At 47.6% G+C, this 26310-nt stretch carries 23 protein-coding genes and 1 pseudogene; 8 read left to right on the top strand and 16 right to left on the bottom strand.

What is annotated here, in order from left to right; translation table 11 throughout:
* Nucleotides 1-206: 206 nt before the first annotated feature.
* Both CHI14_RS20035 and CHI14_RS20030 read right to left on the bottom strand, forming a co-directional pair.
* Nucleotides 207-1124, bottom strand: coding sequence for an aldo/keto reductase (locus tag CHI14_RS20035; protein ID WP_095290677.1), 918 nt, complete (start codon nucleotides 1122-1124; stop codon nucleotides 207-209).
* A gap of 142 nt (nucleotides 1125-1266) precedes the next feature.
* Nucleotides 1267-2157, bottom strand: a complete 891-nt coding sequence (locus tag CHI14_RS20030; RefSeq protein ID WP_095290676.1) for a diacylglycerol/lipid kinase family protein — start codon at nucleotides 2155-2157, stop codon at nucleotides 1267-1269.
* Nucleotides 2158-2466: 309 nt separating this feature from the next.
* On the opposite strand from CHI14_RS20030, the gene CHI14_RS20025 reads away from it, so the two are divergent.
* Complete coding sequence (locus tag CHI14_RS20025; protein ID WP_170948200.1) at nucleotides 2467-3981, top strand: leucine-rich repeat domain-containing protein; 1515 nt, start codon at nucleotides 2467-2469, stop codon at nucleotides 3979-3981.
* Between the two features lie 77 nt (nucleotides 3982-4058).
* On the opposite strand, the gene CHI14_RS20020 is transcribed toward CHI14_RS20025, so the two are convergent.
* On the bottom strand, nucleotides 4059-4997 hold the full coding sequence (locus CHI14_RS20020) for a macrolide 2'-phosphotransferase (RefSeq protein WP_095290674.1): 939 nt from the start codon (nucleotides 4995-4997) through the stop codon (nucleotides 4059-4061).
* Nucleotides 4998-5486: 489 nt separating this feature from the next.
* On the opposite strand from CHI14_RS20020, the gene CHI14_RS20015 reads away from it, so the two are divergent.
* Both CHI14_RS20015 and CHI14_RS20010 read left to right on the top strand, forming a co-directional pair.
* Entirely contained in the window at nucleotides 5487-6935 is a 1449-nt protein-coding gene (locus CHI14_RS20015; protein ID WP_095290673.1) for a DEAD/DEAH box helicase, read from the top strand.
* Nucleotides 6936-7186: 251 nt separating this feature from the next.
* A complete protein-coding gene (locus CHI14_RS20010; RefSeq protein ID WP_095290672.1) occupies nucleotides 7187-9055 on the top strand; it encodes an AbfB domain-containing protein in 1869 nt (622 codons plus the stop codon).
* A gap of 245 nt (nucleotides 9056-9300) precedes the next feature.
* Here the strand turns inward: CHI14_RS20010 and CHI14_RS20005 are convergent, their stop codons facing one another.
* Both CHI14_RS20005 and CHI14_RS20000 read right to left on the bottom strand, forming a co-directional pair.
* Nucleotides 9301-9567, bottom strand: a complete 267-nt coding sequence (locus CHI14_RS20005) for a CD3324 family protein (protein ID WP_095290671.1) — start codon at nucleotides 9565-9567, stop codon at nucleotides 9301-9303.
* Nucleotides 9568-9850: 283 nt separating this feature from the next.
* Nucleotides 9851-10753 (bottom strand): helix-turn-helix transcriptional regulator, encoded by a 903-nt coding sequence (locus CHI14_RS20000; protein WP_095290669.1) that lies wholly within the window; start codon nucleotides 10751-10753, stop codon nucleotides 9851-9853.
* A 75-nt stretch (nucleotides 10754-10828) separates the two neighbouring features.
* Between CHI14_RS20000 and CHI14_RS19995 the strand changes: the two genes are divergently transcribed.
* Nucleotides 10829-11356 carry a dihydrofolate reductase family protein gene (locus tag CHI14_RS19995; RefSeq protein ID WP_095290667.1) on the top strand — a complete coding sequence of 176 codons (528 nt, stop codon included), beginning with the start codon at nucleotides 10829-10831 and terminating at the stop codon, nucleotides 11354-11356.
* Nucleotides 11357-11446: 90 nt separating this feature from the next.
* Here CHI14_RS19995 and CHI14_RS19990 read toward each other — a convergent pair whose 3' ends face one another.
* Nucleotides 11447-12571, bottom strand: a complete 1125-nt coding sequence (locus CHI14_RS19990; protein ID WP_095290666.1) for an SGNH/GDSL hydrolase family protein — start codon at nucleotides 12569-12571, stop codon at nucleotides 11447-11449.
* 24 nt (nucleotides 12572-12595) lie between these two features.
* Nucleotides 12596-12964: a DUF4180 domain-containing protein gene (locus CHI14_RS19985; protein WP_095290665.1), complete on the bottom strand. Its 369-nt coding sequence runs from the start codon at nucleotides 12962-12964 to the stop codon at nucleotides 12596-12598.
* A 218-nt stretch (nucleotides 12965-13182) separates the two neighbouring features.
* On the opposite strand from CHI14_RS19985, the gene CHI14_RS19980 reads away from it, so the two are divergent.
* Nucleotides 13183-13800, top strand: coding sequence for an NUDIX hydrolase (locus CHI14_RS19980; RefSeq protein ID WP_095290663.1), 618 nt, complete (start codon nucleotides 13183-13185; stop codon nucleotides 13798-13800).
* A 62-nt stretch (nucleotides 13801-13862) separates the two neighbouring features.
* Here the strand turns inward: CHI14_RS19980 and CHI14_RS19975 are convergent, their stop codons facing one another.
* Nucleotides 13863-15185, bottom strand: coding sequence for an ATP-binding protein (locus tag CHI14_RS19975; RefSeq protein ID WP_095290661.1), 1323 nt, complete (start codon nucleotides 15183-15185; stop codon nucleotides 13863-13865).
* A gap of 266 nt (nucleotides 15186-15451) precedes the next feature.
* Here CHI14_RS19975 and CHI14_RS19970 point away from each other — a divergent pair, with 266 nt between their 5' ends.
* On the top strand, nucleotides 15452-16522 hold the full coding sequence (locus tag CHI14_RS19970) for an SDR family oxidoreductase (RefSeq protein ID WP_095290660.1): 1071 nt from the start codon (nucleotides 15452-15454) through the stop codon (nucleotides 16520-16522).
* A gap of 67 nt (nucleotides 16523-16589) precedes the next feature.
* On the opposite strand, the gene CHI14_RS19965 is transcribed toward CHI14_RS19970, so the two are convergent.
* The 7 genes and pseudogenes from CHI14_RS19965 to CHI14_RS19935 form a co-directional block, all read right to left on the bottom strand.
* Nucleotides 16590-16961, bottom strand: a complete 372-nt coding sequence (locus CHI14_RS19965; protein WP_095290658.1) for a winged helix-turn-helix transcriptional regulator — start codon at nucleotides 16959-16961, stop codon at nucleotides 16590-16592.
* Nucleotides 16962-17093: 132 nt separating this feature from the next.
* Complete coding sequence (gene flgB, locus CHI14_RS19960) at nucleotides 17094-17504, bottom strand: flagellar basal body rod protein FlgB (RefSeq protein WP_095290656.1); 411 nt, start codon at nucleotides 17502-17504, stop codon at nucleotides 17094-17096.
* Nucleotides 17505-17612: 108 nt separating this feature from the next.
* Entirely contained in the window at nucleotides 17613-18026 is a 414-nt protein-coding gene (locus CHI14_RS19955; RefSeq protein ID WP_095290655.1) for a MarR family winged helix-turn-helix transcriptional regulator, read from the bottom strand.
* Between the two features lie 63 nt (nucleotides 18027-18089).
* Nucleotides 18090-18824: an SDR family NAD(P)-dependent oxidoreductase gene (locus CHI14_RS19950; RefSeq protein WP_095290653.1), complete on the bottom strand. Its 735-nt coding sequence runs from the start codon at nucleotides 18822-18824 to the stop codon at nucleotides 18090-18092.
* 62 nt (nucleotides 18825-18886) lie between these two features.
* On the bottom strand, nucleotides 18887-19687 hold the full coding sequence (locus CHI14_RS19945) for an SDR family NAD(P)-dependent oxidoreductase (RefSeq protein WP_095290651.1): 801 nt from the start codon (nucleotides 19685-19687) through the stop codon (nucleotides 18887-18889).
* Between the two features lie 218 nt (nucleotides 19688-19905).
* Nucleotides 19906-20874 carry an SMI1/KNR4 family protein gene (locus tag CHI14_RS19940; RefSeq protein ID WP_095290650.1) on the bottom strand — a complete coding sequence of 323 codons (969 nt, stop codon included), beginning with the start codon at nucleotides 20872-20874 and terminating at the stop codon, nucleotides 19906-19908.
* 581 nt (nucleotides 20875-21455) lie between these two features.
* Nucleotides 21456-22328 (bottom strand): annotated as a pseudogene (locus CHI14_RS19935) (AraC family transcriptional regulator).
* Nucleotides 22329-22544: 216 nt separating this feature from the next.
* Between CHI14_RS19935 and CHI14_RS19930 the strand changes: the two are divergent.
* Nucleotides 22545-23282 (top strand): glycosyltransferase family 2 protein, encoded by a 738-nt coding sequence (locus CHI14_RS19930; RefSeq protein ID WP_095290648.1) that lies wholly within the window; start codon nucleotides 22545-22547, stop codon nucleotides 23280-23282.
* The gene (locus CHI14_RS19925; RefSeq protein ID WP_095290646.1) at nucleotides 23282-24013 is read left to right on the top strand and encodes a glycosyltransferase family 2 protein; all 732 of its coding nucleotides are present in this window, start codon (nucleotides 23282-23284) and stop codon (nucleotides 24011-24013) included. Before CHI14_RS19930 ends, CHI14_RS19925 begins: the two co-directional genes overlap by 1 nt.
* Nucleotides 24014-24112: 99 nt before the next feature.
* On the opposite strand, the gene CHI14_RS19920 is transcribed toward CHI14_RS19925, so the two are convergent.
* Entirely contained in the window at nucleotides 24113-26215 is a 2103-nt protein-coding gene (locus tag CHI14_RS19920) for a TerD family protein (RefSeq protein WP_095290645.1), read from the bottom strand.
* Between the last annotated feature and the right edge of the window lie 95 nt (nucleotides 26216-26310).

Raw genomic sequence — 26310 nt, 5'->3', positions numbered from 1 at the left:
TCCAAAAGAAAGGGTCAACATAATAATTTCAACTAATTTGTATTAATTACAATTTAATCCTTTTGATAAAATAAACCCCGTCCCCCTATTTTATACCGGGAATGAACGCGCATCAAATCAGGAAAAAAACAAAAAACACGAGCCGAATAAATGCTCGTGTTTTCGTATAAGAGAGTAGACTCTGCAACTCTGTTTGTGAATCAGATTTAAGGCAGGATGTTGCCAGCAGCACGATAGATTTCGTACCACTCCTGGCGTGTAAGATGAACATCTCCGGCTTTCACACAGTCCTTCAGGCGTTCAATATTCGTTGTGCCAGTTACAGGCTGCATTTGAGCTGGGTGACGCAGCAACCAGGCAATCGCGATGGTGGTGTTGCTCACATCATATTTGGCTGCAATCTCATCGATCTTGGCGTTCAGTTCCGGGAACTTGTCGCTGCCCAGGAATACACCTTCGAAGAAGCCATATTGGAACGGAGACCATGGCTGGATCGTGATATCGTGCAAACGGCAATAATCCAAAATACTGCCATCACGGTTCACGGCTGCATCGTTCTCCATGTTCACGTTGATCCCGCTGGAGATCATTGTTGTGTTGGTAATACTCAGCTGAAGCTGGTTGGCTACCAGCGGCTGCTTCACGTACTTTTTCAACAGTTCAATCTGGTTCGGATTCTGGTTGGATACCCCGAAATGGCGCACTTTACCTTCGCGCTCGAGCAGATCAAACGCCTCTGCCACTTCTTCCGGCTCCACGAGAGCATCCGGACGGTGCAGCAGCAGAACATCAAGATACTCGGTTTTCAGACGCTGCAGAATGCCATCCACTGAATTCAGGATATGCTCTTTGGAGAAATCAAACATGCCCTTGCGGATACCGCATTTGGATTGCAAAATCATATTTTCACGAATCTGGGGATTCATCTGTACCGCCTCTGCAAAAATCTCTTCACATGCCCCGTTTCCATAAATATCTGCATGGTCGAAGAAGTTCGCACCGACTTCCATGGCGGAATGAACAAATTGTTCTGCCTCTTTGTTGCTGAGTGAATTGATGCGCATGCAGCCTACGGCCACAACTGGTACTTCAAGTGAGCTGCTGCCAAGTTTTATTGTTCTCAAGGTGATTTCCCTCCATATTCGGATATTGGTATATACTTGTCTTCCAGCTTTGATTGTGACACAGATCTGCAATCGGTTTCAATGGATTTTTAGACATCTTATATGGAAAAATGGTCGTTTTTTTCTCCATTTCTCGACAGGCTTACGTTTCTTGAGGCACGATCACTTCAATATGTTGAGGCAGAACACTGATCTCGATAGGCAGTGCAGGACCTCCCTCCCCGTCCACATTGGTGCGAACCGATTCAGTGCAGCTTACCCGAACCTCTTTTGCCGTAAAATAATCCACATCCTTATGGCCCTTCAGATGCCCAAACAATAAGGAGGTTCCCAGTGTCAGGCTGTTAAACACACTGATATTGCGGATTACAAAACAATGAATCAGTCCATCGTCCACCACTGCATCCGGAGACAGCTTCTCAAATCCGCCAACCGAATTGGTTAGCGCAGCTAGAAACAACGGGGATTCCCCCTCCCACGTCAGCCCATCGTATTCAATCTTCAAAGGATAGGCGGGCGAGGACACGAGGTCCTTCAATCCTTCCTTCAAATAAGCCAGGGAGCCCAGCTTCGACTTGTCTTCCGATGAGACAGAAGATAACGCCTCAGCCAATGAACCGGCTGCCACCACATTGGCGAAGAGACGATCATTAACTTTCCCCAGATCCACCTTACGTACCTGATCTGAGCCAAGCTGCTTAATGGCTTCATCCGGATCGAGAGACAGATGGAGCGCACGGGCAAAATCATTCACTGTACCCAGTGGCACAATACCCAGCCTGGGACGATGGTTCTGATCCATCATGCCATTAATGGTCTCATGCAGTGTGCCGTCTCCCCCAATGGATATGACCAGATCACAGCCGTCTTTGCAGGCGTCCAGACAGTAACTGGTTGCATCACCCACCCCGGCTGTCTCATTAATCATCACTTGATATTGCTGCGATTCCAGAATCGCCTGAACTTCAGACACGTACTGCTGAGCCTCTTCTTTTCCCGATGACGGATTGCTAATGATCATGGCTTGACGCATAAACGCCTCTCCCCTCCACCTGCACATATTTACTTCTTCTATACCCTTTCTCGGGGGAGGATGAATAAGGCTGGCAGACCAAAAGATTTTTTTTGGTAAAGTTCACCTGGAGGAGTACAGATCAAGGCTTGTTTCATATAGAATAGAAGTAGAGCTGTTACCTGTCCCTGAAATTGATGTTCCTTTTCTCGGCTGACGGGTTAATAACTAGAGAAATGTTGAGGATTCATTCCTGTTGACCTGACCTTTACAATGCGTGGATTACATAAAAGCTAGAAGAACTTTTGAATATCGGAGGGAATGCATGCAATGAAAAGAATCGCACTACTATGTCTAATATTCATTCTAAGTATCGGTGCGTCCGGGCAAGCCATGGCCTACGCAACGATGGACTCGGGCAAAGGCATCATAGAAGATCCTGCACTGGAAAACGGACTTAAACTCATCTTGAACAAACCGGTAGATTCACCCTTAACTTCCTCCGACCTGGAACAGCTTACCGTTGTTGATCTGAGTAATGCAGGGATACAGAGCCTGTCGGGACTCGAATATGCAACCAACCTGACACATCTCCGCCTATACGGCAATGAGATTGAGGATCTGACCCCGCTGAAGCATCTGGACCAGCTCCGGGAAATCGACGTAAGCAACAATTATATTACATCCATTGAGGCACTCGCTGACCTGAAGGAACTGGGACGGCTGTACATCAGCAACAACTCTATCTCTTCCATAGAAGTGGTTCGTGGCTTCACCCGATTACATACGTTTTATGCCAGTGGCAATCAGATCTACAGCCTTTCCGCTTTGTCGGAACTAGATCATCTGAAATGGCTGGAGATTTCCAACAATGAGATCGCGGATCTGACTCCACTGGTTAATCAATCCCGGCTGCAGCAGCTGAACGTAGCAAATAATCGGCTTCAATCACTGGCCCCACTGGCTGATATGGATAATACATTATTGAGACTAAACGTGGCAGGCAATGCAATCTCGGACCTAACCCCGTTGCAGCATATGACGCGTCTTCAGGGGCTCGACATCTCGAGTAACCAAATTCAGCACCTCAAGGCACTTGAAGGATTGGTGCGGTTAACCGAGCTTAATGCGGAATCCAATCAGATCTATGATCTGGAGCCATTACGACAGCTCACCAAGCTGGAAGTGCTGAAGCTTGCGAACAATCGTGTATGGGATCTAACGCCGCTTGCCGATTTTACTTTTACACAGGCTATTCCCGTGAATACGGTACAGGACATCGGAGCTTCCACCTCTGTATCTCCTAACGTACTGACCCCGACGACGGAAGGGGAATCCGCCGGGTTGACTGTGCAAAATAACTACCTAGACGTATCGAGTGGCAGCAGTACCATGAGTCTCCTTAACCAGATGAATGTGCGGGAACAGAAACGCACACCGCAAGGCCGTTTCCAGCGTCTGATCGAAGGATCGACCACAGCCTATGTGGGTGATCGCACATACACCCTGGAAGCTGCACCTTTTATCCATGAAGGGCGTACGTATGTGCCACTGCGATTTGTGTCCGAACAACTGAATGCCCAGGTGGGTTGGAATCGCAACAAGCAGGAGGCCGTAATCACACAAGGTGATAAAACCATTCGCTGGACTGCCGGCAACAAACAGGTGGTTGTAGACGATTCGCTCCTGATGAACGATGCTCCCTTGTTGATCGAAAATGGTACGGCTTTTGTACCTGTTCGCTTTGTTTCGGAGCAGCTTAATACAACAGTCGGATATATCGGGCGAAGCAAAACGATTCTGATTTTTGAGAATAAACAGGTGGACAACAGTGTAGAATCTTAAAGGTTTTACGATAAATAAGCCTATCGCAGGTTCTTGTATGAACTACGTGCGATAGGCTTATTATTTATACAGTCGGTTTAATCCTGTGGCACATCCCAGCTAGTCAGCATGCCTCTCGCCATCTCCATCGTAGACTCTTCCCCTGTGATTAGAGCAAATTGTGCAACCAGTACCGGGTAAGCAGCCCACTGCTCCCGAATATGATCAAACATCCGGGGCCATGTTTTTCCCCCTGCCTTTTCGTACCGCTTTAACAGATCGCGCAATCCGGCATCCTGGAAAAGCCCATACAAGATCACAAAATCCTTCCCTGGATCAGCGATCTCCGCTTCCGTCCAGTCGATAAGCCCGGTTACCCGCTGTGTATGATCGACGATAATATGCGGTGGATGCAGATCACCATGATTGAATGTGACGTGCTCAGGCCAGAAATGGTCTGTAGACACCCATTTTTCCCACCGCTCGGCGAGTCGCTCCGGTACCGTAAAGCTCTGCTTAATCTGCTCCATATTGGCAGCAAACTCCTGGCGCACTTCCCTAGGCGTCTTGCTCCGCACTCCGCCTTGTACCGCTTCATTGGCATCAATGCCATGCAGTTGTACGAGTGCAGCGGCCAGCGAATCATAGAATACATCCGATAGGTCTTCCTGTGGAAAGCGCCATGCATATCCTCCCCCAGCAGGATCGACTACAGCAATCGGTTCACCGTCCAGCAAGGGGTAAGCAATCAGCTCCGGTGTACAAATTCGCCAATCCGGCACCTTAACAGACAAGTTATCCTGCACAACCCCCAATACCCTGCGCTCATTCTCGGCACGCTCCCATACATCTCCACGTCTTGGCTGGCGCAGAACCCACTTTTGCCCACTCTCATCCGTAGCAAAGGCCACCCTGAAGTCCATCCCGGACTCATTGATTTCCATCGAATCTCTGCGGATTCGAAGCCCATTCTGTTCAGCGAGCAGCCATATATCCTGTTGAAGTTTTACCTGTTCATTCGAAATTGGTCCTGTCATACCCATTCCTCCCCTTTTCCTCGGAAAAATAAAAAACACAGACATCCACGCCTGTGCCTTGATCTCGGATTAAGGGATATACCTAAACATGTGCAGTCTTATAGTGGTACATCAAAGAACCACTCTTAGGAAAGAGTGTCCACTATGAATACGGCATACGTGTAAATAGGCAAACCTCTCCCGATTATCTGCACACAGGCAGCAAGCAGCAACGCGTAAACAAACGTTTCGCTACTATCTCAATCGGAAAAAATGTGCCACACGTATCCCTCCGTTCAGTAAGTTACCCCTATGCTAACATATTCCAATTCCTGGTTCCAGCATGAATTTCCTGATTTGCCCATTCGCTCAGATCAATTCCCCCACTGGCCTTCCTGCATATAGAGTATAATGAACAGGTATACGATATTGGTATGGTGTAATGCTTATAGTAAGCATCCTGCACGTCTCGGGTATGATTACTCAAAACTAATGCAAAAGAGGTTAACGATGAGCAAGCAACAATTCAAAGATTATAAACTTGGCGAAGAGATCGTTCGGGCACTGGATAGTCTCGGTTATGAAACGCCAACTGAGGTTCAGACTGAAGTAATTCCGGTCGCTTTGGAAAATAAAGACCTCGTGGTCAAATCCCAGACAGGCAGTGGTAAAACAGCAGCGTACGGTATTCCAATCTGTGAGCTGGTGGAATGGAATGAAAATAAACCGCAGGCCTTGATTCTCACGCCAACCCGTGAACTGGCCTTGCAGGTCAATGAAGACATCACCAATATTGGACGCTATAAGCGGATTAAAGCCACGGCACTCTATGGACAATCTCCTTTTTATATTCAAAAAGCAGAGCTAAAACAAAGAACACATGTCGCCGTAGGTACGCCGGGACGTGTGCTGGACCATATTGAACGCGGCACGCTGCCGCTCGAGCGGATTGCCTATCTCGTCATTGACGAGGCGGATGAAATGCTGAACATGGGCTTTATCGAGACGGTACAAGCCATTATTCAGGCCTTGCCTCGCGAGCGCGTAACGATGTTATTCTCCGCTACATTCCCTGAGGATGTTGCCCGTCTCTCACGTAAGTACATGGATAATCCGGTAGAGATCGAGATCAAAGCAAGTGGTCTCACAACCGCTACAATAGAACACGAGGTTGTTCGGGTATCCGAAGTTAACAAGACTGCTGTGCTGGAGGATCTGTTTATCGTGGAAAATCCGGACAGCTGCATTGTATTCTGCCGTACACAGGAGAACGTGGATAAACTGTTCCGGGTGATGGCTGACCTGGACTACCCAGCAGACCGAATCCACGGAGGCATGGAGCAGGACGAGCGGATCGAAGTCATGAATGCATTCAGAAGAGGCCAATTCCGTTATCTGGTTGCAACCGATGTTGCGGCACGCGGGATCGATATCACGAATATCACTCATGTTATCAACTATGATATTCCGCTGGAAAAAGAGAGCTATGTGCACCGCACAGGCCGTACCGGACGTGCAGGTAAGACAGGTAAGGCTATCACGCTGGTTACGCCGAAGGATGGCAGACGCCTAGCTGAGATTGAATCCTATATCGGATTCGAGATCCCGGTTGTTCCGGCACCATCTGAAGAAGCCGTCGATCGCCGCAGGGAAGAATTCGAGAAGCGTCTGAAGATTGTACCTGAACGTAAAAAAGACAAGCGTGAACAGCTGAACCAGCAGATCATGAAGCTGAACTTCAACGGCGGCAAGAAGAAAAAGCTGCGTGCCGTGGACTTCGTAGGTACCATCGCCAAACTGGAGGGTGTCACCGCAGATGATATCGGGATTATTACCATTCTCGATAACGTGACCGATGTGGAGATTCTAAACGGCAAAGGCCCGCTTGTACTGGAAATGATGCAAAACACAACGGTCAAGGGGAAGCAGCTGAAGGTTCGCAAAGGGAAGCATGTGTAAGCAGAGAATACGAATTTAATACATCTTAGAAGAGGGAGTGTCTTCAGGCACTCCTTCTTTGATTTATGCAGGTTTTCAGCAAGTAAATGATCACGTCTTATAAAGAACTCCTCGCTCCCCCCGCTTTTGTATCGGAAAGCAACTGTTTGTTCATCAATGGATGAATTGTTCACTTGAAACGAATGGAAGTCCAGCTAGAATATATGTGAAAGCGCTCTACTTTTGCTCATAACCTTGGGGAGGTGCATGTAATGAGAAGCAGGAAGTATGCATGGATTCTGGTTCTGACCCTGACACTGACGATGTTTGGCTTCCATCCGGAACGAACGGACGCGGCAAGTGTGACCATTAACAACGGCTCCGATTGGCTGGATACCGCAGGTAACCCCATTCATGCGAACAGCGGTAATATTCTGAAAGTGGGAAGCACGTATTACTGGTATGGCGAGCATGCGGTAGGTGGCAAGTTTGACAGTGTTAACGTCTATACTTCAACCGATCTGAGAAACTGGACATTCAGCAATGCCATCCTCACCAAGGATTCCGCAACAGAGCTTGCCTCCAGCAAAATTGAGCGCCCCAAAGTGATCTACAATCCCGCTACGCAGCAGTATGTGCTCTGGGCACATTATGAGAACGGAACGGATTATAATCTGGGACGTGTCGCCGTAGCGACCAGCAATACACCGAATGGCAAATTCACGTATGAGGGTAGCTTCCGGCCACTGAACTATGAGTCCCGCGATATGACGGTGTTCGTGGATACCGATGGTACGGGATATCTCATCAGTGCCTCACGCAAAAATGGCGGCGCGAACGATACGATGGCTATCTTCAAAATGAATGCAAGCTATACAGGCGTTGAATCCTTAGTAGGCTGGCAGTTTGAGAACAGCTACCGTGAGGCTCCTGCCGTTGTGAAAAAGGGAAACCGTTATTACCTCTTCACCTCCCAGGCCGCTGGCTGGTATCCGAATCAGGGGGCTTATGCGACAGCTACATCCATGACTGGACCATGGTCTGCACTTACCCCCTATGGCAATCCTTCCGCCTTTGGATCACAGATTCATGATATTGCCACGATTACAGGCAGCAGCACCACGTCCTATATTTATATGGGAGACCGCTGGAATCCAATGAATCTGGGCGAGCATAAGCATATCTGGCTCCCTCTAACCCTGAACGATACCAACGGTACGGCATCACTGGAGTGGTATAAAGATTGGAGTATCGATGCTGCTACAGGTACGGTAGCGCCGTCCTCTCTCGTCAATCACGCTCAAGGCAAGACTGCTGCGGCCATATCCACAGCCTCCGGTTCTTCCGCTGCCAATGTGAATGACGGCAACTACCAGACTTCATGGACGGCCTCTTCCAATGCATGGCCTGCGTGGTGGCAGGTTGACTTCGGATCGCCGAAGACCATTACCGAGATCGATATCTCCTGGTTTATGTACAAAGGATCGGAGGGGTATTACAAATACAAGATTGAGATCAGCAACGATGGCGTCAACTATTCCACACTGGATCGGACCAATAACCTGACCTACGGGTTTACCACAGATGCAGTGCACTTTACGGCCCGCTATGTACGTATCCATATGGTGAATGCCGTGCTGTGGAACAACCCCGGTAATTGGTACACTCCAACGCTGCATGAGGTCAAAATGCTGGGTCCTGCTGCCCCGGAAGCGACAGGCTACAGCCAGTTCAGCTCACATAACTATCCGGACCGTTATATCCGGCATTCCAATTTCACAGCTCGTGTTGATGCGAATGTCTCGCCTGTACTGGATTCCCAGTTCCGCGTTGTTCCAGGTCTCGCCAGCTCTACGGGCATTTCGCTGGAGTCCGTCAACTTCCCGGGGTACTTCCTGAAGCGAAACAGCAGCAACAAAATTGTGCTTGAAGCCTATGCAGACACAGCTGCTTATAAGGGAGATGCAACCTTCCTGAGCAGCCCCGGCTGGGCAGACAGCTCCAAAATATCACTTCAATCGTACAGTCAGCCCGGGTATTACATCCGGCACTATGACTACGTACTGCAGCTCGATACCATTAACGCATCCAGCGGCTCAACCGTGAAAAGTGATGCTACGTTCGGGCGAACCAATTTCTAGTTTGACGTTGTGAAGGCTGATCTCATCCGTAAGAATCCATTATTATAAAGGCTGCATCTTAGAATCTGATCTAAGAGTGCAGCCTTTTATTATCTTGATGAATCGTATCACGCTACTCTTTCACCTCTTAAGCGCTATTCTTCAAATTTCTTATAGATGGCTCCCTGAATGTGCCATTTCACATTTAATAACGAATCTTTACACAAAAAAGCCACATTAGATTTCTCTAATGCGGCTCTTCATCCTTATTTTTTGGAATACACAATTTTCTTAATACTGTCGATGGACAGGAAAAAACGTTCCGTCAGCTCCTGTACAGTTACACCTGCAGCGAATAGGCGCCGGATCTGCTCATTACGCTCTTTCACAACGGCTCTGCTGCCCGATTTTTCGCCCCACTTTTTGTGAGCTTCCTTGGGTTTTGGAATGTAAACCAGCCCACCCGGGATGTGCCTCTGGATCTCTTTTAATAATTCTTCCGGCAAGATCGCATCTGCATTAATATAATTCATGCTGCTCCGCTCCTTAAAATTAGTCTTTAAGGCAGCAGAGTCATACGACGTACACTTCTGAGTTCTATGTGGCGGAAAGGAAAGTCATGGCTCTATGCAAACAACCGCCGTTGTTCATCGCATGGACTCTGCATAGAGCGGATCGTGAAACCTCTTATGAATCGAATCATGGTAGCCCCCCATTCGGCACCCATATGTAGGCGCTGTTTGATCCCTCACATGAATCCATTCGATCCACGCCCAGCGATATCCTCCTGATCAGCCTCATTCCATCGCCTCCACATTAAGAATATTGTCTCCAACTCTTCTCCAGCATCTCCCGAAGAGCCTGCTGCAATGGTTCTGGCGAGACCACTTTAACTTCAGGACCGTAGGCAAGCAGCTTCCGTGCAGTGAATGGGAATTCCTCCAGGGGAACCAGCCCTCTCCATTCATGGCCTTGAATCGACTGGAACAGCACATCCGAATGTGCGAGCCTTGTACCAAACTCGGTGAAATGCAGTACCACTTCCACGCCTTCCCTGTCGTCTTCGGATCTAAACCATGCTTGCAGGCTGGGAATGGACTCATCTATGGAATCAAGCACTCTCAATTGCTGCATGCGGTCCACGCGATATAACAACACATGCTCCTTATGGCGGGCGGGCATGTACCAAAATCCATTTTCATAGTAGATGCCAATGGGATAGGCCTGTGTTTCTCTCCTCCCTTTTCGGGAATGATACGTAAATTCAATCTCTCTTTTATCTACGGCAGCATGAAGGATTTCGGTCGTTAACATCTCTGCGTGCTCACCCGGATGCTGTACAAACGTCACATGTTCTCTCATGCGTACAATCAGGTCCTGCACATCCTGCGGCAAGGTGGAGAAATACTGTTCCGCCAAATGCTCTCGCATGGATCCATACGGAAAATCCGGGACCTGCTGCAAATATTCGATCATCAGGAACAGACCGAGTGCCTCGTTCTGTGTCAGCTGCAGGGGCGGCAGAATTCGATTAGGCAAAACCCTGTAACCCCCATTCGCGCCGACCTCCGTGTACAAAGGAAACCCCATCTCCTGCAGCGCATCCAAGTCACGCTGAATGGTACGGACGGATACACCGAATCGTTCTGCCAGTTCACGAGCGGTAAACTTTTTTCTTGAATCCATCAGTCTCATTATGGCTAGTTTTCGACCATTCATGATTCCACCACCCAACTACGTCAACATTTGTCATAGTTAGAGTGTATCATACGAAACAGAAGGGAGCGATCTATAATGTCCAATAAAGTGGTGCTGTACATTGCGATGAGTCTGGATGGTTATATTGCAAGAAAGGACGGTTCGGTAGATTGGCTGTTTGACGTGGAAGGTGACGGTGGAGATAACGGGTATGCTGCATTTTATCAAACGATTGGGACAGTAGTCATGGGCCGAACCACGTACGAAGACGTGCTTAAGCTATCCGAAGATTTCCCTTATGCAGACCGACCCACATATGTACTCTCACGTTCGGAGCAGCCACCTGCCCCACATGTGCAGTTTACAACCGAGCCAGTGGAGAGCCTGATTCCCCGATTACAGCAGGCATCCGATGCCGATCTATGGATCGTTGGCGGCGGTCAGCTGGTTCAGGCTGTTATGGAAAAACGGCTGCTGCATGAAATTGAAGTTGCCATCATTCCGAAAATTCTCGGAGAAGGCATTCCCTTATTTCCCGAGGGAATTGTACCGAGTAATCTGAAGATGATGGGAACACAGACACTCGGTCAGATCATATCCATCCGTTATCAGGTTCAGGTATAACCCAACCAATACGAGAAAAAGACCACGCTTCCCCAAAGGGGAAGTGTGGTCTTTGTTTTATTCAGGCCAGCACCAGTACAGCATTCCTCATTAAGCCAGCATTCCTTGCAGGTAGTCCGTTAACGTCTCTGCTGCCCGCCGGTGGGATAACTCGCCCGGATGAGTTCGAGCCCCAATCGTCTCTTCCGTTGTATCCGGAAGCTGCAGGACGGATACCCTTCGGTCGCCTGTCCGCTTCGTATAACGGTCAACCGCACGGTAGATGGCAGGCATCATAGGAAAACCAAGCATGCCATAGGCCCAGACAAGCTGAGCCTTTGGATTATTCTTACGGAGTTTGACCAGGAACCGGTCTACCGCATTCTCAAAAGCAGCCAAATCCTCTTCATGATAGCTCCCGTCTTCGTTTAAACGCTGCTTATGTACCTTTCCAGTTACCGGATCTCTCCATTCCGGTGTCTGGAAGGCACCTCCATCGTTGCTTCCCAGGTTGATTACAACCACGTCCGGCTGCCAGGACTCAAAATCATACGGGTCCGCGGCTCCGAGTGCCTGGTTATTCTCACCCGAGAGCAGACCGCAGACTTGTTCATAATAATCAGGAATGTTATTGTTCGGGTTATTGTCCCAGCTTGTAAGTACACCCCAACCGCTCTGGGATATCACTCTGTAGTCTGCGTTCATTGCCTCTGCTGTCATGTACGTATAGTTATGTATCGCGCTGAACCACATTGGAATCCAGTCTTCTTCCGCTCTGGCCCCTATTGCACCTTCTCCAGATGTGATGCTATCCCCAATAAACTCCATTTTGTACGGCTTCTCTTGCACAGGCAGGAATGCACCATCCGACTTCAGGGCATAGAATTGCAATAAGCAGCCCGGGTCTGAGCTCATGGCCTGCACATCCTTGACGATGCGTACGTTCTTCACTGTACCTTCGCTCATGCCCCGGAAGATACAGATCCAATACCGTCCTGCTGTAACCATCTGCCTGCTTACAGGAACTCCATTGATCAGGATACTGATCCACGGTTCATGGATATTGTAGTCCGACTCCACTTCCACCCAGAGTTCAGATCCTGTGACTTGGAGTTCAATGGCGCTGCCTGTCCAAAATAACGTCAGCGGTGCCCGCTGCTCTGTTGTCCTGCCATGTACTTTCAGATTCTGTATCTCAGACAGAACATGCACCTGTAACTTGTCACTCTCTCTCACCCTGTAATCCTCCTCTACGAATAATTAATCCAGGCCATGTAGAATATGAAGCGCTTCCTCTTTTGTTTTTACGAAGAACACATGCTTGCCATTATTGCACTCATAAATGAAATCCTTCAGACTTTTGCTGCTGTAGCCGTCAAAATCACCAACAATGGCAAGCTTCACCTGGTAATTAACGTACTTTTGCAGAATCTCACCGGCCTGCTTCGTTTTCAGATCGAAGAATTCTTCCGTAATGTTCGATTTGTCGATGATCAGCTTGTATGCCTCGTTCAGATAATTTACCGACGCCATCAGATCCAGTGCATCTTGCACTTTGCTGATGACGATGTCGTTACTCTCAATAATAGCAACCTTGGAGTTGCCCTGTTGATCGATTGTAATATCCATTTCACATGCTCCTTCCATATCTCATTTCCCTATACTATCTCGCATTTCCTTCGCAAAAAGCAATGTATATTTCACAGCAATATGGAACATTTCGCTCCTCCAACATTCCTGGGTTTGCTTCTTATTTGTAATCACTCGCTGGAATTCCTCTGCTATAATGGATTTATTTCCTATAGAAATTATATTTCGCGATTTGCCTAAGAAAGAGGGATGCTACCATGGACATGAAGTGGCTCGATTGGGCTAAACAGATTCAGGCTATTGCTCAGACCGGTTTAACTTATGGCAAAGATGTATATGATATCGAACGCTACGAGGAATTGAGAAAGATTAGTGTGGATATCTTGGCTAACTATACTTCTGTAAACAAGGAGAAGATATCACTCACTTTTGCGAGTGATTCTGGATATGCAACGCCCAAAGTCGATATTCGAGGTGTTGTTTTCAAAGATAACAAAATCCTTTTGGTGCAGGAAAAAATCGATGGAGCCTGGGCCTTGCCAGGGGGCTGGAGCGACATCGGTCTCTCTCCGTCGGAAGTAGCCGTGAAGGAAATCAAGGAAGAATCCGGCTTCGATGTCGTGCCCTTGCGCCTGTTGGCCGTATTGGACAAGAAATTCCATGGCCATCCACCCGAACCTTATCATATATACAAGATGTTTATTTGGTGCGAGATTACAGGTGGTACAGCTGAAACTGGTGTGGAAACCAGTGCGGTCCAGTTCTTCGACAGGCATGATCTGCCTGAGCTTTCGCTTGAAAGAAATACAGCAGAGCAGGTGAAGACCATGTTTGAGTTTCTCGATCATCCCACCAAAGAAGTCATTTTGGATTAAAATCAAACACGCCAAATAGCGACTCTCCCTTAAGTAGGGTACAGTCGCTATCTTTCTGTTTATTATAGATTCTGATCTGGACGGATCGTGTTCTCGAGTTCCGCACCTTTAATCAGGTTCCTTTTGGGAATCGACACATCAAAGGCGGTCCCTCGCCCGCTTTTCTCAGCAAATTTGACCGTGATATGTCCCTCCATGGACTGGACAATATCTCGAACATGGGACAAACCAATTCCTGTTGCTGCAATGCCTGCCTGATTGAATTTTGTCGTATAGCCAGGTTCGAAAATAATATTTCGCTTGGCTTCAGGTATTCCTTTGCCAGAATCGATGACTGCAAAATGTACATCTTCATCCTGTTCATAGACCTGTATCCGAATAGTCCCTTCGAGCTCGATCACTTCCACAGCATTGGCGATCAGATTGTTCATCACCGTTAAGAGTGGAATGTAAAAAGGCGATTCGCAATCATACTGCTGTTCCATTTGAATTTGTATTTTTTTATCCAGCATCTCAGCGTATTTAAGATTGCCCTTCACGGCGAAATTCAGAACCTCCGACAGGCTCATGTTGACTGCCTTCTCGCTGTCATATAGTTTCAGCAGTCCGGCCAGGATGCGCTGCGAGTCTTTCTTCACCTCATGGATCTGCTGAGCAATCCCCAGTGTCCGCTGACTGTATTGATTCATATCCTGTTCCCTAAGATCCCGATAGAGGTCGTAGCTATCCGCCGTTATGCCTTCGATTGTCTTCATGGCCTTTTTCAGATAAAAGACCTCGCCGTAGAGACCGGAGTTGACATTGAGCATTTGCTCCATTCGCTTCTCCTGCTCCGCATGCATGAGCCTCATCTGTCTCACCGCGATACTATTGTACAAACCGCTGATAAAATAACTTCGCAGCCCACCCACAACGAGCAGATACAGCCATTCTCTCATATCGAAGATGCTGGTCCCATTCAATACACCGCGAATGAAAAGCTCAATGAGATTGGAGGAGAAATCTACACATGTAATTAAGCCACCCAGGAGAAGCGGTTGAATCTCGTGAAACCTGTTCTTGAACTTGCTAAGACCATATGAGAAGACAATATAATAGATGCCCGCTCCAATGTTGTCATGCAAACTTTCCAGGACCGACATCGAATTCACATCGTACAGTAAATCTACGGATTGCACGATAAAGCTCACGATCCCCGTCAGAATCCCCGTCTTCACATAAGACAGATGCGGCATGATCATAAGCAGGAACAATAGGATACTCACGCCCAAACCGATTCGAAAATAGTCTTCCTGAAAAGGATTGATCTTAAATTGCGCACCAATGGCTGTAGCCAGGGCGACTGCCGTCATTTGTACATTTTCATTTTTAAGCCAATTACGCATATCTTTCTCCTACATGCCCGATTAGCGCTTGCAAATACCGTTCGGGCTTCTAATGCTGTATATAGTAACATACGTATCCATCTTTAGAAAATGAACGATGTAGCATAGCAGCATCCGAGAGTTTTTTACTACATTTCCAAAGCCCGTGAACCTGCTTTACAGCCGAAATATTACTTTCAAGTGCGTATATGACTTCAAGGTGCGTACTTCACACCTTTCTTTTGCTGGCTCACAATAATGTACAGGAAAAGAAAGGAGCATGCCCATTGAAACCCGATCAACCTATTACACGCCACACTGCTCTCGTTATTGGTGCGGGCGGAGTCATTGGAAGTAACCTTATTGATTATCTGACGACACTTCCGGAATGGAATGTCATTGGGGTATCACGCCGCGGAGGGCAAAACTCTCCGAGACTTCGTTATATATCGGTGGATTTATTGAATGAAGCCGATACGCAGGCCAAGCTGAGTCCATTGACGACGGTCACTCACATTTTTTATGCTGCTTATCAGGATCGCCCTACTTGGTCCGAATTGGTACAACCCAACCTGGCAATGCTCGTCAATGTGGTCAATGCCACCGAGCCCATCGCCCCCAACCTCCAGCATATCAGTCTAATGCAAGGTTATAAGGTATATGGTGCTCATCTGGGCCCGTTCAAAACACCTGCACGGGAAACGGATGCACACCATATGCCACCTGAATTCAATGTGGATCAGCAGCAGTTTCTTGAGAGAAGGCAGCCCGGAAGCGGCTGGACCTGGTCGGCAATGCGTCCGTCTGTTGTATGTGGTTTCGCACTCGGCAATCCAATGAATCTCGCCATGGTTATTGGGATATATGCGTCCATCTCCAAGGAACTTGGGCTGCCACTTCGCTTCCCCGGTAAGCCAGGTGCTTACCACTCCCTGCTCGAAATGACCGATGCTGCCCTGCTGGCTCGCGCTACCGTTTGGGCGGCAACCGACCCCCGCTGCGCCAATCAGGCGTTTAATATTACCAATGGCGATTTGTTTCGTTGGAATGAACTTTGGCCCAAAATCGCTGCCTTTTTTGAACTGGAAACGGCACCTCCACTTCCGCTCTCGCTGGCAACGGTAATGGCAGACAAAGAAAGTCTGTGGAAATCCATGATTGATAAATATGGCTTGATGGAAACCTCCTATGATGATGTCTCTTCCTGGGCCTTCGGCGACTTTGTATTCTCATGGGATTATGATTTCTTCGCAGATGGTTCCAAAGCCCGCCGCTTTGGCTTTCATGATTTTGTTGAAACCGAATCGATGTTTATGGATATATTCGCGAATTTGCGTGAGCGCAGAATCATTCCGTAATGGAATATTAAATGCAAAACAAGCGGATTCCCAAACCTCGGGAATCTGCTTGTTTTGGTAATTTCGGTTAACTATCCGAGGTGGGAGGCTTAAACAGAATTTTTGCTCGATTACCGTATACTTTTTCAACATGGGTATCTCCCCATCTGCACATCGAATGGAGAATCTCCTTAAGACTCCACCCATATTCCGTTAGCTCATATTCAACCTTCGGTGGAATTTGATGATGGGAAATACGGGATATGATTCCCGCCTCCATAAGTTCACCAAGCTGCTGGGTCAATACTTTCTGAGCAATGGCAGGCATGAGCTTCATCAATTCACCATTACGTTTTTTGCCAAAAGTAAGATGGAACAGAATAACTGGCTTCCATTTGCCGCCGATCACTTCAAGTAAAGCTTCGACCGCAGTATTATATACTTTGATCGGTTCCTGCATTTATCTCCTGCCTCCCTCTACACCATTTTCCCTTCTAGTCTACAATACAATCACTTTGCAATTTAATTATAGATCATGGTACATCGTTATCATCCAATAAAAAAAGCAGCCCTCGGGGCCGCTGGACATTCTTCATTTCAAGCTCTGCAGAATGTTTTTCATTTTGTTGTAATGCCCGCTTACCCGGTCAACCATGTAGTTATACATGAGCTGGTTCTCCGACAGGTTCGCCATTTCGGCATCAATGTCCACATTATTGCCGTTGTTGTTCATCGTTGTTTCGGTGTTCTCCACAATCCGGTATGGAACGACAGAAGAATTGAGATCTTTGGCAGGCAGATGCTTCGGATGTGTCCGGTGCATGTCCAGCTCTCTGGTTGTACCATTTTCAACGATACGTCTCAGTGCTTCTTCAAACTCCACCGATTTCTTTTTGTAATTGGGTGTGTCTGCATTGGCAATATTGTCCGTGGTGACCTTGTGCTGCACGTTCAGCACTTGCAAAAGAGATTCATTGCGTCTTGACGTGTTGGTTTCAATCACGGCTCAGTCTCCTTCAGAGCATAATGGTGCAGTCCCACTTATCATAAGAAAAAAAGTTGCCCTCTGTCAACATTCACTCAATTCTTACATATAAAACTCAACACAGCATTAGCGATTCAGCTTCTCAAAAATCTCCGCTAACTTCTCCCGGTCCTGTGCAGTTAATTTTTCAAATAACGCTCTGCGCAGCTTTTGTCCCTCCATGGATGCTCTGCCAAGAACTTCGGAGCCATCATCGGTGATATCCAGGTAACTATTGCGGCGATCGGATTCATCAACGACCCTGACAGCCAGATTCTTCCCGACCAGCTTATCGGATAAATAACTGAGAGTCGGCGGGGTAAGCCCCAGTACTTTCGCAATATCCGATGGTCGACTTTTTCCGTTTTGCTTCAAATGGGAAAGCACAAGAACATGAGAAACGCCCAGGTCCTCATTAAATGATTTGTTCCACTGTATAATCAACTTGTTGGTGAAGGTATCCATATTGTGTATGATTTCAAAAATTGTTTTCTCTTCCATAACTGCCTCCTCATAAAAAAGACAGCCCCTAATGAAAATTAAGAGCTGTCATTATTCTACACACTATTGTGCGGAGTATCCACCATCAATAACCAGCTCGGAGCCGGTAATATAGGAGGAATCATCGGAAGCCAGGAACAGTGCCGCTTTGGCAATATCCATGGCTTGACCCAGACGCTGCAGAGGCGTTGCCTGAATCAGCCGACCAAGCAGTTCTTTGGACGTGCTCAGGGATTGGGTCATAGGCGTTTCGATAATCCCTGGGAAAAGAGCATTGACACGAATGCCCTGACGTCCGAATGTCGTAGCCGCTGCTTTGGACAACGCACGTACCGCGCCCTTCGACGCCGAGTAGTGATTGAAGCCCTGCCCAATCATCGCAGTATACGAAGAAATATTAACGATGGAACCTTTCTTCTGAGCTGCCATATATGGAGTCACATGCTTCATGCCCGCAAACGGGCCAAATCCGTTAATGGAAAGCATCTTCTCCCAGTCCTGTGCGTTGATCTCCTCAAATGGTTTTTCGGATGAGATACCTGCATTGTTGACCAAGATGTCTATTTTACCAAATCGCTCGTTGACGACCTTCGCCAGTGCCTCCCAGTTCTCGTCCGATGCCACGTTTAATTTCATTCCATATACATTCTGCTTCTGGCTAGCTGTCTCCAGCGCCGCCTCATTAATATCTGCTGCAATCACGATGGCACCTTCCTGTGCAAAAAGATCCACCATGCACTCGCCAATGCCTGAAGCTCCGCCTGTAATAATAGCTACTTTACCTTCCAATTTTCCCATGTCCGTTGCTCCTCACTTTGTTTTGAATGTTTTTTTATAGGAATAAAACCGGCAATGAAGGCTTATACGCTTTGCATAAACTGCTCGAAATCAGGAACCGTTGGATTAGCGATATAATGCCCGCCTTCCACCTGAATCGTCTGGCCGGTAATAAATTTGGACTCGTCGGAAGCCAGGAATAGGACGGTATGTCCGATATCATCCGGTTCTCCGTGATAAGGCAGTGCATTATACTTTGCAAACATATTCAGCACGTCTTGTGGCATGTTATCCTGCGCTGCCGGTGTCAAAATCAGACCGGGTGCAACAGCATTACAACGAATGTTGTGCTTCCCGTATTGGGCTGCAATATACTTTGTAAGATTGACCACACCTGCTTTGGAAGCTCCATAAGCCACACGAACGGCATCACCTGTAAAACCTGCCATGGATGCTGTATTGATGATGGACCCTCCACCAGCACCGATCATATGAGGAATGGCAAATCTGCAGCCCAGCAATACACTCTTGAGGTTAACATTCATCAGTCGATCCCACTCATCCAGGTCTACATGAACCACGTCCAAATCCTTCTTGAGGTTCGTCAAGCCCACATTGTTAAACAAGCATGTGAGTTTACCGTACCGCTGTGCCGTAAATTCAACCGCTTCTTGAATTGAAGTTTCTTTCGCAGCATCAACGAATATGCCTACGGCATCGCCTCCTCGGAGTTGAATTTCTTTGGCAGCTTCTATAGCTCCATCGACATTAAAATCGGCAATGACGACTTTAGCACCTTCCGCAGCCATCAAGTTGGCAGCGGATAAGCCGATGCCAGAAGCTCCTCCGGTAACAAGCACGACCTTGTCCTTCATTCTGTCCATATTCACCACGCTCCTTATATTTAAGAAACCTGTAATGGTTCTAAGCTGATTATTATTTAGATATATAACTATTAGATGTCTAAATAATAGCACCAGACTAACCGATATGCAATGGCATGGCTACATTTAACTTATTTTGGTTATCCGAGAACTAAAATACCCTGTCCAACGCTCTCATTTGGAATGAAAGAGTCGGACAGGGTATTGGGTAGACTAACTTAAATTGAACCAGAAAGGTCAGGACGGCGATTGTCCTCATTGACCAGACTACGGACAAAGGTATCAAAGTCGGGAGCAATCCATGTGATCTTATAGTTGTTTCCCTTATCCACATGAACAACCTCAGGCTCACCCGCATTGTCCGATGCACGGTAATCCAGCATAATGATCTCAGCATCGGATGGGGACTTACATAGAACCACACCAATCTCCGGATAGCCACCTTGCTCAATGATCCATCTGCTGCCTTCTTCACCGCACAGGGAATGCTTCTTCTCCTGGCCGATGCCCAGCATTCCCGAAATCTCAATGAGTCTCTTCTCTGCAGCTCCCGCCTCGCTGACTGGAACATATCGATAACGAGGGATCCCACCATTATGTATTTTCATCATGTCGACATAGGCTCTAGGCAATTTGAAAACGAGCCTCTCCTCTACTGACTCAACCTGCTCGTCCGTAGGTGAAGGCAGAACCCAGTTCTGCAAAGCTTCGGCGTTGTCATCCCAGAAGTCCGTGGAATTCGGATCACTAACACTGGTCTGCTCCATGGAGATTGCCGGGACGGAGTGATCTGTCTCCTGAGCTGTCACTTGAGTTATTTCCTCAGCAGGCTTCTCGGCTGTCTTACTGCGAATCCATTCGAGAAACTCCTGTGTATCTTCATCCCCCGGATCCAGTCGGTCTGCTGTTTCAAAAGCCTCACGTGCCTTCTCATATTGCTCCAGGTAATAGTATGCCAGACCAATGCGATAATGCCACAAGGGGTCGTCCAGACCCTCTTCGGCAACCGTCAGAAATTGTTCAACTGCCTCTTCGTAACGCTCCAGGTTGTTCAGTGCTCTACCCAAATGACCGATCAGCTCATAGTCACGCTCTTCCACATCAATCGCTGTAATCGCATCCACAATCTCTTCGAATTCATCCTGTTCATGCCATTCTTCCAGCTGCTCCAATAACTCTTCTCTCATCCTACTTACCTCCCTGATCATTCGCTCGATATACCTTGCTGAAAATTATACCATTTATGAGATTGCCTTCTCCAGCAATGCCATTCCTAACTAGTATTCAAGTTGGCCTCATGCCATATTCAGCACGAGTGAATAGGTTGTGAAGACCCAGGAGTTTGCCAGATCGGCTGCTGCATCTCTACTAACCCACACAGAGGGTTTTGCTCATGCACATCCTCCGTTGAAGATCCTACTGAACAGCGCAGCAGCTTCGTCTGTTTCTTGATATACTTAAGAAAAGCTGATTCCTTCGTTTTTTATAAAAAAACCAGAGATCTTATCATCCAACTTCATCGTTGTGGAGTATACAAAATGGGGGTGGTAATGGAGCTTTTCTTGTCCTCCTCTGGAGTTACCAGAAACTTAAGCTTATAAAATCCACTGTTTTTCAAACGATCCATGGTTACCACCCCCAGGTATGATGTCATACGATGGAATGAATGTAATTCTTCCAATGTTTATGAAACAGGAAACAGGTCGGTTACCCTTTCCACGCATCCGGCCTATTCTCCTGCTTCATCTTAGGAATACTAAACGTTGCATTAGCTCTTCCGGATCGGAATCCATATCTCGCTTCTGTATTGCGGCAAGGTAACATCCTTGTGCTCATTTCACAGGATTTCCGGTCCTTCGCTAAGTTCATAATCGGATGAAGGAAACCACTCGGCGTAGATTCGTCCCCACACATCCTGAAGCGTACTCGGAAAGGAGCCCACTGCAGTAAACACAGCCCATGTCGATGCGGGTACCTCCAGGCATGCCAGACCATCGGGGGCCACTTGGGTCGTGGCTGCACCGATATAATGATCCAGTTCGCCCTTCTCCTCCATCCGTCCTTCACTAAAATGAGCCGAAGCACTGATGATCCCCAGCGGCTGAACATTGGATAACCCCTTGATCGTCTCAATCAATTCCGGGGTAAGCTGCTGATACATCGCAGCAATGTCCGGGTTCACCCCGTTGAACACGATTGGCACCCTTTTACTGATTCCCACAATCCGAAAGGCTTCTTTCTCTTCAATACGATAGTTCATTTCGCTTCCTCCTTGAATGGTCAATTGAAATGTCATCCGGGGGAAGGCCTTGAGCGAAGGGCCATGATTCCTCGCTTCCGAGGGTGTGACCCCATGCATGCTCTGAAAAGCCCTGGCGAAGGAATCCGGCGAGGTATACCCATATTTGAGCGCAACATCGATGACTTTACTGTCATGACTGCTGAGCTCCATTGCTGCCAGCGTCAAGCGCCGGCGACGGATGTACTCTGATAAGGTAATACCGCTAAGAAAGGAAAACATTCGTGTAAAATGGTATTCCGAACAGCACGCGATTCGAGCTACCTCTTTCATATCCAGTGTCTCCGTCAAATTCTCCTCAATATAGGCCAAACCCTCATTCAGCCGTGCCAGTGTATTCATCATCATTCCCTCCCCCATTGATCCAAGCATAACAAAGCCTTTCTTCCGGCATCCGACATTCCCTGCACCATTCTGCAGGCAGCATTTTATTGATCCGCAGAACGTCCAACATAGACGGCGAATTCTCCATTTTATAACAATGCCGTTCCTCTTACTTGTCATGTACATATTTTATAGAAAGATAGTTTTGAACTCACGGATAAGGAGCGCGATCGAATGGGAGCCAGCCCGGGAATAATCAAGAACAAACAAGGCGTGTCTATCATTGCCTGCACCAAGCGCCAGAACTATATCCATAATCTATTTAAGAATTACAGCCGACAGAAGCACTCTAAGAAAGAGATGATCGTTATCGTCAACAACGATAATATTCCTCTTGCTCCTTATCAAAGCTTAGCCAAAAAGCTTCGGAACGTACACGTTTTCCGTCTGCCGGAACGTACCTCTCTCGGTGCTTGCCTCAATTATGCGATCAAGAAAACAAAATACAGCTATATTGCCAAGTTTGATGATGACGATTACTATGCTCCCTACTATTTGGCGGAAAGCCTGCGGACCTTCAAGAGCACGGATGCCGATGTCATTGGCAAGCGGGCACATTATCTATATTTAAGAGGATCCAGGAATCTGCTCCTTCGTTTTCCCCAGGATGAACATCGCCCCGTAACCCTCCTCCCTGGTGCTACGCTTGTTTTTAAACGGGATGTATTCAACCATGTCCAGTTTCCGAATCGAAGCGTCGGTGAAGATGATCTGTTTTGCATAAGAAGTAAACGGAAGGGATACAAAGTATACTCGGGAGACAGGCATAACTTTGTCGCGATCCGCAGGAAAAACTCCTCCGGCCATACATGGATCATCAGTGATCACGAACTCATCTCGAAAAGCAAGAAGATCCGAACAGCGAAGCATTATAAGCGATATGTACAGAAAAAACCAAAGGGTGAATTCTGATGGCAGCTCCAGTTCGTATTCATGGTCAACATGCCGTTTCCATCATTGTCTGTACCAAACGGCAAGAATGCATGGACAACCTTTTCCGTAACTACGGGCGGCAAAATTACAAGCATAAGGAGCTTATCGTCATATTAAACAATGACAAGCTGAAGGCGAGCAACTATATAAAGGCCGCTAGTCCATATGAGAACGTAAGGGTAATCTCCTTACCGGAAAATCTATCCCTTGGCTTTTGCCTTAATCACGGGACTGCACTGGCCAGATATACCCTCATTGCCAAATTCGATGACGACGATTATTATGCACCGAGCTATCTAAGGGATAGTGTGCGAACCCTGGTAAAAACCAATGCAGATATTGTAGGGAAACGGGCCCACTATATGTACCTTAACAGCAGAAAACTCCTTCTGCTTCGTTACCCTACGAAGGCGAATCAATATGTCCCCCTGATCCAGGGCGCAACCCTTCTTGTTAAACGACAGGTGGTCACTGAGGTTGGATTTCGTGATAAAAATCGAGGAGAATGCGTAGCATTCTGTTCGGACAGCTTGGCAAAAGGCTACAGGATCTATGCGGGGAGTCCATCCAACTTCCTTGCGATCCGTAGAAAGAATTCCGCAGATCACACATGGATTGTGAGTGATCGAGATCTTTTGACTAAAAATGTGAAGGTGCTGAAAGTGAAGAATCCAAGAAGATTCGTACGTGCCCAGTTATCTAACCAATAGTTCCACCTGATCTCTGTGAATATAAAATGAGATAATACCGCAAAAAGAGCAGCGTTCAGCTGCTCTTTCTTCAATGTATATCTGCAGGTTTTCTCTTTCTTAATAAACCAGGTACTCCGCCATAATCTGCTCGATGTCATACGGAGTAACCCCTTGCTCCACCGAATAGACTGTGTCCGCCTGATCCAGTGTATCGACCAGTTCACCCCTAGCCTTTGCATGCAGCATGAACAGGTCGTACAGATCTGGCTTGCGCAATCCGGTCATGGCTTTGCCCATCAAGACCATTCCCTTTTCATTGCCCTCTACATTGTTGTAATAGTTTGGGTGGCTGGTTAGGGCAAGATCGGTCCAGATCACCGTGCGATCTACCAGATCCAGTATGACAGGAATCGTAATCTGTGTATCGGCTGTAATATCAATTTTGTTAGCCACCGTAGATGGTTCGAAAATCTCACCCGACCCTGGCTTCTTGCGCATCATCCACCCCGCGAAGCATTCCGGAAGATCGCAATACGGATGACTCGTGAACGACAGCAATGAAGCAACAACATATCGGCCGCCATAATTAACGATCGACGGAATATGCAGGTCAATGAACTCGCATGCACCCTGCGGAGCCGATACGATATCTCCACTGTGAACAGCCTTATACTTGGTGGAACGCAGATTCGTATAGGAGATGTGCTCAACATAATTCCAGTTCTCGTCATACATCACCGCAGACAGGTCAATATCAACGCGTCCTGTGTCCTGCCCGTTGACCATGCCTTCCTTCCACCAGTTGAAGAAACGAATCGTATCTCCTTCACCCATGGGTACCCGGCTGCCTCTCACGAGGGTACGCAGGGCCTTGCTCGCGGAACGTTGGGAAAACGGCACAAGATAGTCATGGAGCTGTTCATCGATATACGTCTTACCCAGCGGAGGAAGAGCAGCGAATCGTTCAATCAGAGCCTGCTCGCACAATTGCACAACTTCCCGGCACGTCGTCTCATCCAGCTCTGGCAGCTGATTCGGAACGCCGAATGCCTTTGCCACGTTGCCTTTTGGGAAAAAGACACGAAGATCCTGGGGTTCATTACGCTGGGCAAAATGTTGTCTCACCTGCAGCAGCACCGGCGTCGATACCTGTGAAGTTACCTCACCAAATGCCAACAGTACATAGGCCTCATCCTCAGTGATTCGCAATAGATGATCCAGTCTTCTGGCAAATTCACCCGGACGCTGCGACAGCAGATCGATCAGGCTCCAGGTGTTGTGATACTGGAACGCCAGCTCCACGCTTCTGTTGAAGGTGGCAAACGGCTTGTTATTGCGCAGAATATCAAAGGCTTCTTCGCAGCGAGGATACCGAAGCTTATATTCGGAAGGATGCAGAATCTCCCCCAGACGAACCCAGCGATCCTTATACCGGAGCATGTCCTCGGTGATCGGCCCGCATTGCTCCAGTAGACCAAGCAATAGACGTCTCTCACGACGCTTGAACTTGCGAAAGCGTACAGGCGCAGCCAGACTGACATCACCGTTCGACCAGGCAGCAGCCAAACGCAGGACGTCGGTTGCTGTTTTGAAGTACGGACCGATTCGTTCCAACCTCGCCTTTTCATGTTTCAACAGCGAAGCCACCACGAAGCCCACATTCTCCTTGAACGGAATTTCAGTAGGCAGTATCGCATCTACTTCATCCGGTTCCGCATGTTCCAGTACGGTATCGATGTCATTCTTGTCCGTCTCCGAAATGGATCCCTTTGCTTCAATCAGCTGGAGGATGAGCGTTCTGAAATCTTCCTCACTTCCCAAGTGGATCACTTTCAGATCTGTCTTGTCAGACAAAGGCTGTCTATCAACAGGTTCACGATCAGGATATACAAGGGTTAAGTAGTGAATGATGGCATTGAGATACAGCTCCGCTTCATCTTCCTGCATGACCTGCATGGGAAATCCCGGATACATCGGTTTGTACTTCACATGTGCCCCGACCATCACTCTCAGATCCGCCACCAACTGAACAACTAATGCTTCAAACTGTTCCTTGGATAATCTTCGTACGGATCGCATCAGTTCATCGGAGAACGTGTATCCCAGCGTTTCAATATTTTTAAGGGCAGTAGCCAGATAAGACTTGGGCAGTTGTTCCTCCCCTTGATGTTCGATAATCAGTTTGTTTGTTCGCCTTAAATAAATGGTATTATGGTTCATGATTAAAGAGTCCAGGAAAGCTATATCCCTATATAACGTGAAAGGTTAGATTGAGAAGGAAGGAATATAATAGCCTGGGCGCCTCCTCTCTTGAA

The organism is Paenibacillus sp. 7516, assembly GCF_002272715.1.
In the GTDB taxonomy this organism is placed as follows: Bacteria; Bacillota; Bacilli; order Paenibacillales; family Paenibacillaceae; genus Paenibacillus; species Paenibacillus illinoisensis_A.
This window is presented reverse-complemented; position numbering and strand designations above follow the sequence as displayed.

Bases quoted from the DNA above. Each gene is read 5' to 3' on its own strand.
- CHI14_RS20030 (WP_095290676.1), bottom strand. From the start codon at position 2,157: ATGCGTCAAGCCATGATCATTAGCAATCCGTCATCGGGAAAAGAAGAG.
- CHI14_RS20025 (WP_170948200.1), top strand. From the start codon at position 2,467: ATGAAAAGAATCGCACTACTATGTCTAATATTCATTCTAAGTATCGGT.
- CHI14_RS20020 (WP_095290674.1), bottom strand. From the start codon at position 4,997: ATGACAGGACCAATTTCGAATGAACAGGTAAAACTTCAACAGGATATA.
- CHI14_RS20015 (WP_095290673.1), top strand. From the start codon at position 5,487: ATGAGCAAGCAACAATTCAAAGATTATAAACTTGGCGAAGAGATCGTT.
- CHI14_RS20010 (WP_095290672.1), top strand. From the start codon at position 7,187: ATGAGAAGCAGGAAGTATGCATGGATTCTGGTTCTGACCCTGACACTG.
- CHI14_RS20005 (WP_095290671.1), bottom strand. From the start codon at position 9,567: ATGAATTATATTAATGCAGATGCGATCTTGCCGGAAGAATTATTAAAA.
- CHI14_RS20000 (WP_095290669.1), bottom strand. From the start codon at position 10,753: ATGAATGGTCGAAAACTAGCCATAATGAGACTGATGGATTCAAGAAAA.
- CHI14_RS19995 (WP_095290667.1), top strand. From the start codon at position 10,829: ATGTCCAATAAAGTGGTGCTGTACATTGCGATGAGTCTGGATGGTTAT.
- CHI14_RS19985 (WP_095290665.1), bottom strand. From the start codon at position 12,964: ATGGATATTACAATCGATCAACAGGGCAACTCCAAGGTTGCTATTATT.
- CHI14_RS19980 (WP_095290663.1), top strand. From the start codon at position 13,183: ATGGACATGAAGTGGCTCGATTGGGCTAAACAGATTCAGGCTATTGCT.
- CHI14_RS19975 (WP_095290661.1), bottom strand. From the start codon at position 15,185: ATGCGTAATTGGCTTAAAAATGAAAATGTACAAATGACGGCAGTCGCC.
- CHI14_RS19965 (WP_095290658.1), bottom strand. From the start codon at position 16,961: ATGCAGGAACCGATCAAAGTATATAATACTGCGGTCGAAGCTTTACTT.
- CHI14_RS19955 (WP_095290655.1), bottom strand. From the start codon at position 18,026: ATGGAAGAGAAAACAATTTTTGAAATCATACACAATATGGATACCTTC.
- CHI14_RS19950 (WP_095290653.1), bottom strand. From the start codon at position 18,824: ATGGGAAAATTGGAAGGTAAAGTAGCTATTATTACAGGCGGAGCTTCA.
- CHI14_RS19945 (WP_095290651.1), bottom strand. From the start codon at position 19,687: ATGGACAGAATGAAGGACAAGGTCGTGCTTGTTACCGGAGGAGCTTCT.
- CHI14_RS19940 (WP_095290650.1), bottom strand. From the start codon at position 20,874: ATGAGAGAAGAGTTATTGGAGCAGCTGGAAGAATGGCATGAACAGGAT.
- CHI14_RS19930 (WP_095290648.1), top strand. From the start codon at position 22,545: ATGGGAGCCAGCCCGGGAATAATCAAGAACAAACAAGGCGTGTCTATC.
- CHI14_RS19925 (WP_095290646.1), top strand. From the start codon at position 23,282: ATGGCAGCTCCAGTTCGTATTCATGGTCAACATGCCGTTTCCATCATT.
- CHI14_RS19920 (WP_095290645.1), bottom strand. From the start codon at position 26,215: ATGAACCATAATACCATTTATTTAAGGCGAACAAACAAACTGATTATC.